We start from the raw sequence: 11,584 nt of genomic DNA, 5'->3' as shown, positions 1-11,584 counted from the left end.
TCAGCGGACGCCCACCTCGGTACGCACCCAGCTCATGCCGCCACGGTTGTCGTGCACCACGGCCCAGATGCTGAGGGTGCCGCTCTTCTTGGGCGCGTAGAACTCCGTGGAGTAGTCGTCGTTGAAGCCTTTTTGGGCGTCGTTTACCAGCTTCACGGGGCTCTTCACGCCACCGCGGTCCACGTAGTAGTCGACCCACAGCTGCTCCGACACCGAACGGTCGTAGGCGAGCTTGGACACTTCGTCGCTCTCGGCGCTCGCCGGATCCACGATGGCGGTGATGTCATAGGCGGGGCAGTCGGGATCGCCGTCCTTGGAGCAGGGGTCGATGCAGGGATCGCCCCCGGCGCAGTCCGGTGTTTGCTGCGGGACCGTGAGGCATTCCTCGTTCTGACAGGACGGCGTGACGCTCACGCCGTTGAACTTGAACCCGGTGATGATGGGGTTCTCGTTGCGGATGGAGTCGTAGCCGTAGACGGCGGTGTAACCGGCGACGAAGTCGTCCGCGCCGAGGGGATCGCCGTCTGCGTCGAAGCAGCCGATGGGAAACGTGGCGGCCTGAGCGCCCGTGGCTGCGGGGCCGAGCTCTCCCGCACACACCGCGAAGAAGACGTAGGCGAGGCCGTAGGGCGGCACCTTGGGATCGTCCGGCGGAGGTCGGCTGCTGATGACGTCCGCCGGCATCGTGAACGTGAAGGTGTCCCCGGTGCCCACGGTGATGCCGGGGGGCAGTCCGGGAATGCCGCCGCTCGATCCGCCGCTGCCGCCCGCGCCGGCGGCGAAGCTCTCCGCACAGCCCGCGTACAGGTCCCCGGGCGGGTTGAAGCACCCCGACAGCCACGCGACCTGCACGGCCCTCGGCGCCTTCGGCGAGCCGTCGTGCCACAGCATGCTGAGGGTGACGTCTTCCCCAGGGGTCGCGTAGGGCGCCGTCTTGTGGATGCCCAGCACCCGCAGCGACTTGACCTCGCTGGGCGGATCGAACTCCACACCGCAGCCCGCGAGGGCGATGGCGAAGAGCGAGCTGACCAGGATTTCGCGACGCATCAGAACTCACCTCTCAGGCCGACGCTCGGAATGATGGGCAGGCCCGTTTGGTAGGACTCCTGACTGAAATTGTAGTTGTAGACGAGGGCTTCGACAGCCTGGTTGTTGTAGACGTTTTGCACGTCCAGGTAGGCGGAGAAGCGCCAGTCCTTGAACTGCCAGCGCTTGTCCACGCGCACGTCCAGCTGGTGGAACAGCGGCAGGCGGCGGCTGAAGGGCTCGCCCTGCAGCGGCGTGTAGGCACCGGCGTCCGCCGCGTACAGCGCCGGGAGCGCCGGCTTCGAGATGAGCGGGGTGGTCAAAGGTCCCGAGACGATGCGGAAGCGCGCGCCGAACTCCCAGCCGCGGCCCAGGCGATAGCTGCCGAGCACGATCAGGTTGTGCGTCTGGTCGTACTGGAACAGGTACTCGGGATCGTCCGGCGATTCCTGCCGTACGCTTCGGGAGAGCGTGTACGCGAGCCAGCCGAAGAAGCGCTTGTCGGGCTTGTATTTGATCAGCGTCTCCATGCCGACCACGTAGCCCTGCCCCTGGTTGTTGTAGTCGAAGCCGCCGGAAGCGGAAGGTGCGCGCGCCACCAGGTTGGAGAGATCCTTGTAGAAGCCCTCCACGCTCACCTCGATCTGCCGCGTCAGCTCCTGCTCCACGCCGAGCGAGTAGTGGATCGCCCGGTTGGACTCGATGCCGGGCGTGCCGAAGATCTCGTCCGTCTCCTGGAACTGAGGCGGTTGGTGGAACACGCCCACGCCGCCCTTGAGGGTGGTGCGGAGCTTCCGCTTGCCGGCGAAAGACGCTTCGTCCTGCCCCTCCGTGGGGGACACCAGGTCGTAGCGAGCGTTGAAGCGAGGCGAGAAGTCGGCGTGCCCGGAGTCCCGCGCGTAGTCGAGGCGAACGCCCGGCACCAAGCGCAAGCGGCGAGTGGGCGTGACCTCCCCTTCCATGTACCAGGCAGGGCGAAACGCCGTGATGGTTCCGGACTGCTCCAACGGCGGACGGGTGGCAAAAGGCCCTGGATCCGGCTCACCCGGCCGGGGCGGCTGGGGTGCGCGCACGGTGAACTTCACGGGCGCCAGCTGGAAATCCATGCCCGCGTTGAGCTTGAAGCCCTTGGTGACCTTGAACCCGAGCTCGCTGCGGGTGGTGATGGGATAGATGTCGAGGTCGAACAGGAAGTTGCCGAGCGAGAACTGGATCTGATCCCGGCCCGCGGATGCCATCGCGGTGAGGTCCACGCTCTTGTTGAGCTGACCCGTGTACACCACCTGAGCGCGATGAGAGGCAGTGCGAAACCGCAGGTTGCCGCCAAAGGCGGGATCGCTCGCCGACGGATCGTTGATCAGGATCTCGAGGCGATCATCGGAGCCGAAGGCGCGCAGCGAGAGCCGCGAGTCGGGCGTCGGCTTGTTGTCGGCGATGACCTGGTAGTCGTAGTAGACCGGCGCACTGGTGACGCCGGCGCCGGCCTCCTCCAGCACTGGTGTGATCCAAGCGTCAATCCAGCTGCGGCGACCCGCTACCGCGAAGGACCAATCCTTGGAGCCGGCGATGGGGCCCTGCACCAGCACGCGGGCGTCGATCAGATCCACCTGCCCCATGCCGTGATAGCAGCCCTTCTCTTCCGAAGGTTTGCCGTAGGGGCCCGTGCAACTGGTGTCCGGCTCGCGCAGGCCGACATCCACGATGCCGCCCATCACCCGGCCGTAGCGCGCGCTGAAGTTGCCCGGATAAAAATCGATGCGATCCAAGAGCTCCGTCGGCACCACGCTGGACAGGCCGCCGAAGTGATAGATGAGCGGCACGCCGGTGCCGTCCACGAAGGTCTCGGTGTCCTCCGGGGCGGAGCCGCGGACGATCAGGAGGCCGGCCAAGCCAGGCGGCCGCGCGACGCCGGGCAAGCTCTGCAGAGATCGCAGGGCATCGCCGCTGGTGCCGGGGATTCGGTTGATTTCCCGGCGTTCCAGCGTGCGGCGGGTAACCTCCCGCGGCGGGCGCTCGCCCTGAACCGTGACCTCGAGCACGCCTTCTTCCGCCTTGGGCGCAAGGCGATAGGTGACGTCCGTGGCTTCCCCCACGGCGACCTCTTCCTTCGCTTCGGTGCTCTGGAACCCCTCCGCAGCGACGCGCACGCGGTACACCCCTGGGGGGAGCTTCTCGAGAGACCAGCGCCCCTGACCGTCCGTTACCAATCGGCGCTCTTGGCCGTCTGGTCCCGTCACGACCACCTCTGCCCCCGCCAGCGGCACGGTCGTGCCCGCAATTTGCAGCGCGCCTCCCAGGTTGCCCGTGGTGGGCGGTGGTGGCGGTGGCTCCTTGGACGGTGGCGGTGCCTTCAGGGTGAAGGAGTAGCGGTACAGGATCCGCGCGGCGACCGGCTTGCCGTCGCGCGTGGCCGGCGCGAACTCGAACTGGAGCGCCGCCTGCTGCGCGGCTTCATCGAAGCCGTGACCCGCGGGCTCGGCGACCTTGGCGTCGGTCACCTTGCCCGTCGCATCGATGGTGAGCTCGAGGACGACGTTGCCCTCCACGCCCTGCGCCTCGGCAGCCGTGGGGTAGGGCGCGTCGACGAACTTCACCAGCTTGGGCATCACCACGACCGGCTTCTTCGCCGGGTCGGGCTTGCCGGGTCGGGCGACCGCGCCCGCGCCACCCCGCGGCACCGCCCCCGCTCCACGGTCCTCCGGCTCCTCTTGCGCGGCGGCGGATGCCGAGCCCAACAGAAGGCCGACTGCGAGGAGACCAGCAACAGGACGGCAGGGGATACTCATGGGATCGGCTGACCGTTGAAGCGTCCCGAGAACTAGTGCGAAGCGTCGGCCGTGACAACACCTTCGACGGGAGTTCGGACAAAGCACCCTGTAACATGCAGCGCTGGAGCCCCCTTGCGACGCTGGCTGGGGGTCGCTATGGCCTGGCCATGAAATACGTCGGTCTGATCGGATTGTCCCTCGTCCTCAGTGCTTGTGGCGGCTCGGCCCCAGCGGCCCCCCCGCCGGAGACCCCGCCACCGCCGCCGGCCGAGACCGCGGCCCCCGAGCCTCCGCCCGAGCCGGAAGCCACCGCGGAGCCGGAAGCCGAGCCGCCCCCGGCGCCCGTCACCGTGACCATCGAGCCCAAGAGCAAGTCCAAGCTGAAGGGCACCGCCACGCTGGAGCAGACCGCCGACGGCGTGAAGATCACCATCGACGTGGAGAACGCCAAGCCCGGCATGCACGCGTGGCACGTACACGAGAACGGGGACTGCAGCGCGCCGGACGGCAAGAGCGCGGGCGGTCACTTCAACCCAGACAAGCACGACCACGGCTTGCCCACTGCCGACGCGCGGCACCTCGGTGACCTCGGCAACCTCGAGGTGGGCAAGGATGGCAAGGGGCACACGGAGATCACGATCCCGGGTGCCAACCTCAAGAAGGACGATCCGCACTCTTACCTCGGCCGCGCCATCATCATCCACGAGAAGAAGGACGACGGCGGCCAGCCCACGGGCAACGCCGGCGGTCGCATCGGCTGCGGCGTGATCGGCGGCTGATCAGGCGGCGCGCAGACGAAACACGACGTCGGGTGCAGGGCCGAGCTCGCGCAGCTCGGCCACTGCCCCGACGGCGATGCGGCCGCGCTCGAGCCAGCGCTCCAGCGAAGGATCCGCTTCGAAGGCCTGACGCACGCGGCAGAGCGCGACCAGGTACACGAGCTCGCGGCCCAGACCTCCACCGCGGTGGACCCGAGACGCGATGTCCACCGCCTCTTCGAGCTCCGCCCCGAGCTCTCGCAGGTAGCGCGCGGTATCCACCCAGGTCGCGCCCTGCCGCACGGACAGCGCCGCCAGGTGACGGCGGCCGAGCTGTGCCTTGCGACGCGCGTCCAAGAGCCCCGCCCGCTCCTCCAGCAGCAAGGCCCGGCCTTCTTCGTCGTCCGGGCCCTGGGCGGTGCCCACGCGAAACAGCCCGTGCTCTTCGTTCCGCGCCGCGAGCCGCGGCAAGGCGTGGCCTTCGATCTCGTGCAGGACCACGCGGCGGACCTCGCCGCGATCGTAGCGGGCACCGGCCCGCACCACGATCACGCCGTCCCCCGTTGCGGCCGCGCAGGGCAAGCGCGGGTTGGTGACCACGCGGAACGGCAGACGCGCTTCACCCACGGCGCGGCGCATTTGGCAGACCAAGCTCTCCGGGTCCGCCTCGTCGTCGCTGACGAAGGTCTCGGCGGCGGGCGCCTCCGAAGCTTCCCGGACCCAGCGCTCCGCCCACTGCTGGGCAACCCGGCCGTGCTCGCCCGGGTCCACCGGGAAGCGCGCTTGGGCCGCGACATGCGCTCGCGGCGTGCCGAGCGCTTCCACGATGGCCGCCTCCCGCGCGAGCTCGCGGGCGCGGTCGGCGAAGAGCCGGTCCCAGCCCTCCGCCGCCTCGCCCTGTTCCGCAACCGACATCAAAGCGGAACGCAGCGTGGCCACGCCGTCCGCAAAGCCGTAGCGCCAGTTCGGGTTGGTGGGCGCGCCCCGACGAAAGGTCGCCAGCAGTCGTTCTCGCTCCGCCACAGCGTTGACCGGGCGGCAGCGTGCGAGCAGGGCGATGGCGTTCTCCGCTTGCCCCAGCACCCGTTCCAGGTCGCGCCGCGGGACGCCCTGGTCCTTCATAGTTTGTTGGCGGCGATGTTCGCCAGCTCGCTGCGCTCGCCCTTGGAGAGCAGCATGTGTCCGATGAGCGGCTCGCCCCGCAAGCGGTCCACCGCCACCGAAAGTCCGTTCGTGGCGCTGTCCACGTAGGGGTTGTCGATCTGGAAAGGATCGCCGGTGAGCACGATCTTGGTGCCTTCGCCGCAGCGGGTAATCACGGTCTTCACTTCGTGGGGCGTGAGGTTCTGCGCCTCGTCCACGATCACGTACTGCTGGGGCAGGCTCCGGCCACGGATGTAGGTCAGCGGCTCCACCTGCAGCTGTCCGCTCTCGAACAGCTCGTCGAACCCGCGAATGCCACGACGCTTGCCGCCCGCCACCAGCAGGAACTCGAGGTTGTCGAAGATGGGCTGCATCCAAGGGTTCAGCTTCTCTTCCACGTCTCCTGGGAGGAAGCCGAGATCTCGGCCCATGGGCATCACCGGGCGGCTCACCAAGAGTCGGGCGTAATTGCCGTTGTCCACCGTGCGGTGAAGCCCCGCTGCCAGCGCCAAGAGCGTCTTGCCAGTGCCCGCCTTGCCCACCATCGTGACCAGGCGCACGGAGTCGTCCAACAACAGGTCCAGGGCGAAGCTCTGCTCCTTGTTCCGGGGGCGAATGCCCGCCAGCCCTTCCCGCGGGGTGCGCAGCGCGCGGATCTCGCCCTTTTCCGCGTGATAGCGGCCGAGGGCGGTGCGGGCCCGGGGGCTGTCGTCCCGGAGCACGATGCACACGTTGGCGTACAGGTGCGGATCCTTGCGCGCCACGAAGCCGGCCTCGAAAAACCCGTCGAGCTCCGCCGCCGTCACCGGAAGCTCCACCACGCCGGTGTCCAGGTGGTCGACGTCCACGGCCTGGTTCTCGTACGCCTCCGTACGCAGACCGAGCGCATCGGCGCGAATGCGGAGGTTCACGTCCATGGTGACGAAGATGGTCGGCTTCTCCGGCTCGGCGTCGCGCAGATCGATCGCGCATTGCATGATCGCGTGGTCCCCCGAGGTGGGCTGCAGCGCGATGCTGAGCTCCGGACGCCGTTCCGGCACGTACACGCGCAGCGAGCCTCCGTCGCCGATCTTCACACCGGCGGACAGGGAGCCGCCTTGCTCTCGAACAGCGTCGAGCACACGCGACACGGTGCGGGCATTGCGACCACGCTCGGTGTTGTCGCGCTTGAACTGGTCGATCTCCTCGATGACGTAGATCGGGAGGATGAGGTCGTTGTCCTCGAACTTGAAGATGGCGTGCGGATCGTGCAGCAGGACGTTCGTGTCGAGGACGTAGCTCTTCTTCATGAGATTCCTTGGGTTTCCCCCTCGGCGCGGGGTGCGGCCTGCGCCAGCCGGCGGAGTGTGGCCCTCGGGTGGGCCTTGCCGCAACGGCAGAACGAGGGGCCGTGACGTCCGTCTCGCGGCGTGTCCGCGGCGGACCAAAAAACATCAAGAAATACCGACACTCTGCGGTATGCACGGGGCGGCGTGGCTTGACCCGAGGGCGTGGCTCGGGCTTGTCTTCGGGCCGATGCTTCGCAAAACCCCTGTGCTCGCCGGGGCGTTGGTGCTCGCCAGCGTCGCGTGCTCGCGAACGGCCCCCGAATCCCAGTGGCCTCCCCCGGGCCCCAAGGCGGGCTTGCCGTACATTCCGCTGCCTTCGAAGGACGAGGACATCTTCGGTCTGGAGGAGGAGGCGGAGGAACCGAGCGCGGCTCCCGCGAAGCAGGGAGCGAGCGCCATCGACGCGGCGCTGCCGGACGCGCCGCCCACGGCGCTGAGCCGCAAGGCCGAGTGCAAGGACAAGCAGTGCGTGTTGAAGAGCTGGCTTCCGGATCCGACGTTCGCCAAGGCGGCGCCCGGCGGCGAGGACTCCAACGCTGCGTTGTGGGGCGAGCAGATCGCGGTGAACAGCAGCGTGGTGCTGCCTCGCAACCACGAGCTGGAAGTGCTCGCGGTGGTGCTCGGCGGCAAGCTGCTGGTCACTGGTGACGACGGCGGCGCGCCCAAGGAGCTCGGCGTGTGGGGCGCGATGCGCGCGCCGGGAGCCGGCGTGAGCCTGCGCGCTCAGGGCGAAGCGGCCACGGTCTTGATGGCGGTGGTGACCAGCAAGGACAGCTTGGCTCAGGCGCTGGAGCACGCCAAGGCAAAGCCCTGGGAAGTGCGCTGGAAGAAGCGCTCGAGCGCGATCGCATCCACCAGCATCAAGGAGGCCAAGGACCATGCGTGGGGCGGCGACGCCTTCCACGTGCGCTTCGCCTTCGGCGGCACGGAGCAAAAGCTACCGGCGAGCCTCGAGAGCCTGCTCACCTCGGCCGACGCGGCGATTCCGGAGCATGCCCACGACGACTGGGAGCACATCGCGATCCTGGAAGGCGCCGGCACCATGAAGGTGGCCGGCAAGAACCATCCGGTGACCGCCGGCGCGGTGTTCGACATGCCCAAGGGCGTGAAGCACTCCTTCACGCCGTCGGGGAAGAGCCGGCTCCTGGCGGTGCAGCTGTACACGCCGAGTGGTGCCGAACGCCGTTTCGTGAAGCTGGCGGAAGCCGGCAAAGTGCCGGCAGACAAAAAGTGATCTAGCCTCCCGCGGTGGCCTCCAGGTTCCGCTCCTTCGTGCCGCCGGCGGCGGCCGTCGTCTACGTCTGCTTTGCAGCGTTGAGCGACCATCGCGGCCCCTGGCCCTGGCTCGCGCTGCTCGGGTTGCCCATCGCGCTGGCGTTGATCTGGCGCCGCACGGAAGAGCCGCGAGAGGGCGAGGACCGCACGGAGAAGAGCGCGCGGCTCTCGATCCGCGCCGTGGCCTTCGGCGCCGCGTTGTGGCTGGCGGCACGCACCGGCAACCCCGGACGGCCGGGCCTGGACGCCGTGGCGAACCTGGGAACGGGCGTGGCCATCGTGGCCGCGCTGGTGGCGCTGAGCCGAATTTCCTCCCGGGGCGGGCTGCTCGCGGTGCCGCGCGCCGCGACCTCGCTCGACGCCGCGGGCTTCGCCGGATTCTTGTGGGGCATCGCCACCGCCCTGCCCGCCACTCGGGCGCTCTTGCCGCCGGAGTCCGTGCGCCTCGATCCGCTGGCCATCGACTACGCGACGACCACTGCGGGCGCCGGCAGCTTGCTGGTGCTGCTCGCCGCCAGCTGGCGACTGCGGGTGTTGCGTAAGCTGGAGCTGGGCGCGAGCGATCGCGCCGCCGGTGCGCTGTCGCTGGCCATCACCGCCATCGCCGTGGCGGTGCCGGCTTCGCTCTTGGACGTGGCGCCGCCGGATCGCGTGCTGCCGGTCGCGGTGTTGATCGCGGCGGCCGCGTGCACCTGGGCCGCCACCACCCGCGAGCCCACCACCGTGTCGAGCGCGCTGCGCGGCATCTTGGCGCTCCTGATCTTGGGCACGCCGGTGGCGCTCGTCACCGGCTTCTTCGCGCGCCACGCCAGCGACCACGCCGGCGCCATCGTGCTCGGTGCCTGCGTGGCTTCGGTCGTCGTCGGGCTCTTGGCCCGCAGCGTGGCGCGCCCTCTCGGACCGGAGCAATCGCGCTGGCTCGACGCCATCGAAGCCGCCAGCCGTGGCGCGCTGCAGCCGGAGCCTGATGCCGCCATCCGCGCGGCGCTCATGGCGCTGACGCAAGCCACCGGCAGCCCCGGGGAAAAGCCCGAGCTGTGGCGCCTTTCCCCCGACGAAGTGCTGTCCGTGGACATCGCCGGCTACCTCCACGTGCAGAAGGGCGAAGCGCCGGAGCGTCTGTTCGAGCTGGCCCTACAAGAGCCGGAGCGCACGCTGCGCGCAGAGGTGCTCGCCGCCCTCGAGGTGCGACGCCCGGAAGTGCGACCACTGCTCGGCTGGTTTCAGAGCCGCCACGCCTTCAGCGCCACGGTGATCCTCGACGACGACGGCCCCTTGGGCTTCGTGCTCTTGCCCGGTGTCGGGCGCTCCAGCGTGATGACGCTGGAAGAGGCGCGCGCCGTGCGCGTGCTGTGCGATCGCATCAGCGCGCTGATCAGCGTTTCTTCCGCGCTGGCGCGCTCGCGCGCGAGAGAGCTATCGGCCACGGATCGCGCCGACCGCGCCGACGACGAAGTGCATCGCCTCGAGCACATCCTCGAGCTCGGTGCCGGTAGGAACGAAGCCGCCGCCGGGCGCCTGGCGCGGGAAATCCGCAGCGCCGCCTTCAGCCCCGCGGCGCGTCTCGCCATCGACGCAATCGATCGCCTCGGTCGCCTCGACGCTCCCCTCACCCTGGTGGTGCCGCCGGGCAGCGACGCGACGGGTTGGGCCGCCATCGCGCACCTCGCGAGCTCACGGCGCGGCGGTCCCTTCGTGGTGGTGGATGGCTCCAGCGGTGCCGAGCACGAGATGTCGCGTTGGGACGATCCCGAATCGTCACCGCTGGCCCTGGCCGACGGCGGCACCTTGGTGCTGCTCGACGTCGCCGCTCTGCCGGAGGCGATTCAGAGCCACATCGCCCGCGTGCTGTCGCGCCAGGCGTCCACGCCGGCGCGCTCCAGCGTGCTGCCGCCGGGCCTGGTGGCCACCGTGCGACAGCCGGTCAACGAGGTCGTGGGCAGCGGCCGCCTGAGCGCGTCCCTCGCCCGCTGGCTGGGTGGTGCGGAGGTCTCCATCCCGCCGCTCTGCGATCGCGCCGAAGACATCCGCAGCTTGGTGCTCGACCAGCTCGCCCGCGCGGGGCTCCGTCTGCGGGGCGAGCCCCTCGGCGTGGACGTATCGGCGCTCCGCGTGCTGACGGAGCACGTGTGGCCGGGCAACGAGCTCGAGCTCCGCGACGTGCTCGACCGCGCCGCCGCCGTCGTCACCGACGCGAACGTGGTCAGCGCCGCGCACCTCGCTCGCGCCGGCTTCGTGCCCGCCCCCGAGCCCTCCGCCAGCGCGACCGCGACACCCGTACCCGTCGCCACCCGCCGTCGTATCCGCCCCCGCCGCTCCCCTCGACGACAATAACCGTCGCCCACCTCGGGACCACCCGACCTCCGTCCCAGCCCGCTCCCGCTCGCTCCCACCGACGACAATAACCGTCGCCCACCAGGGGACCGACCGCCCGGCATCCGCCCCTGCCGCTCCCCTCAGCGACAATAACCGTCGCCCACTGGGGACCGCCCAACCCATCCGCTTCGAGGGTTTGTTGGTGCGGCGCGATCCCCGTCGCGTTCCGCCTCTGCCCGTCCCCACGCGGACCGTCGCCCTGAGCTTCGCCTCCGACTCCTTGCTCGACCCGCCACGCCTCCAAACTCGTTGTCCAGCGGTTCGAGGGGGGGCGCGCCTCGCGAATTTCGTTCGAATCCGAACGGTTCACGTCGCGCCCAGACCCCGCGAACTTCCGCGCGTGTGCGTCGATCCTGCCCGTCCCGCGCTGTCGTCGTCGTTCGGCTGGTTCGAGGGGGGGCGCACCCCGCGAAATTCGTTCGGATCCGAACGGTTCTTGTCGCGCCCAGACCCCGCGAACTTCCGCGCGTGTGGGTGCGCGTGCGTCGTTCGTGCCCGTGCCCATGCACTTCTGCCTGGCCGTGCCGATGCACCTCTGCCTGCCCGTTCTTGTGCTCTTCCGCGTGCTCTTCCGCGTGCCTGTCCCGCGCTGTCGTCGTCTTTCGGCTGGTTCGAGGGGGGGGCGCGCCCCGCGAAATTCGTTCGGATCCGAACGGTTCTCGCCGCGCCCGACACCCCCCGCACTTCCGCGCGTGTGCCCGTGCACTTCTGCCTGCCCACGCCCACGCGGTTCTGCCTGCCCGTGCCAATGCGCCGTGCGCCTGCCTGTGACCGTCCGTGCACCTGCCCGTGCGCCGCGATGTTCGTCTCCGTGCCCGCGCCCCCCGCGCGGCGCGTGTCCGTGTGCGGGCTCGCGACGTCCATCGCGGGCTCGCGACGTCCATCGCGGGCTCGCGACGTCCATCGCGGG

The 11,584-nt window shown here is 69.6% G+C and carries 7 protein-coding genes; 3 read left to right on the top strand and 4 right to left on the bottom strand.

The genetic code is table 11. The annotated features are described in order from the left end of the window. Complete coding sequence (locus tag H6717_02450) at positions 1–1,047, bottom strand: hypothetical protein (GenBank protein ID MCB9575876.1); 1,047 nt, start codon at positions 1,045–1,047, stop codon at positions 1–3. After that, complete coding sequence (locus H6717_02445; GenBank protein MCB9575875.1) at positions 1,047–3,761, bottom strand: TonB-dependent receptor; 2,715 nt, start codon at positions 3,759–3,761, stop codon at positions 1,047–1,049. The genes H6717_02450 and H6717_02445 overlap by 1 nt, the downstream gene beginning before the upstream one ends. 200 nt (positions 3,762–3,961) lie before the next feature. Between H6717_02445 and H6717_02440 the strand changes: the two genes are divergently transcribed. Further along, complete coding sequence (locus tag H6717_02440) at positions 3,962–4,573, top strand: superoxide dismutase family protein (GenBank protein MCB9575874.1); 612 nt, start codon at positions 3,962–3,964, stop codon at positions 4,571–4,573. Here H6717_02440 and H6717_02435 read toward each other — a convergent pair whose 3' ends face one another. After that, positions 4,574–5,674, bottom strand: a complete 1,101-nt coding sequence (locus H6717_02435; GenBank protein MCB9575873.1) for a DUF1704 domain-containing protein — start codon at positions 5,672–5,674, stop codon at positions 4,574–4,576. It lies immediately after the preceding gene. Beyond that, complete coding sequence (locus H6717_02430) at positions 5,671–6,984, bottom strand: PhoH family protein (GenBank protein ID MCB9575872.1); 1,314 nt, start codon at positions 6,982–6,984, stop codon at positions 5,671–5,673. The genes H6717_02435 and H6717_02430 overlap by 4 nt, the downstream gene beginning before the upstream one ends. 226 nt (positions 6,985–7,210) lie before the next feature. Between H6717_02430 and H6717_02425 the strand changes: the two genes are divergently transcribed. Further along, on the top strand, positions 7,211–8,257 hold the full coding sequence (locus H6717_02425) for a cupin domain-containing protein (GenBank protein ID MCB9575871.1): 1,047 nt from the start codon (positions 7,211–7,213) through the stop codon (positions 8,255–8,257). A 14-nt stretch (positions 8,258–8,271) separates the two neighbouring features. After that, positions 8,272–10,632 (top strand): hypothetical protein, encoded by a 2,361-nt coding sequence (locus tag H6717_02420; protein MCB9575870.1) that lies wholly within the window; start codon positions 8,272–8,274, stop codon positions 10,630–10,632. Positions 10,633–11,584: the final 952 nt, after the last annotated feature.

The organism is Polyangiaceae bacterium, assembly GCA_020633235.1.
Lineage (GTDB): Bacteria > Myxococcota_A > Polyangia > Polyangiales > Polyangiaceae > JACKEA01.
Note: the sequence above shows the minus strand (reverse complement) of the source record. Positions and strands in the feature narration are given on the sequence as shown.

What these genes read in the sequence shown, in the direction of transcription:
- H6717_02450 (MCB9575876.1), bottom strand. Translation starts at nt 1,047, where the DNA reads ATGCGTCGCGAAATCCTGGTCAGCTCGCTCTTCGCCATCGCCCTCGCG.
- H6717_02440 (MCB9575874.1), top strand. Translation starts at nt 3,962, where the DNA reads ATGAAATACGTCGGTCTGATCGGATTGTCCCTCGTCCTCAGTGCTTGT.
- H6717_02435 (MCB9575873.1), bottom strand. Translation starts at nt 5,674, where the DNA reads ATGAAGGACCAGGGCGTCCCGCGGCGCGACCTGGAACGGGTGCTGGGG.
- H6717_02430 (MCB9575872.1), bottom strand. Translation starts at nt 6,984, where the DNA reads ATGAAGAAGAGCTACGTCCTCGACACGAACGTCCTGCTGCACGATCCG.
- H6717_02425 (MCB9575871.1), top strand. Translation starts at nt 7,211, where the DNA reads ATGCTTCGCAAAACCCCTGTGCTCGCCGGGGCGTTGGTGCTCGCCAGC.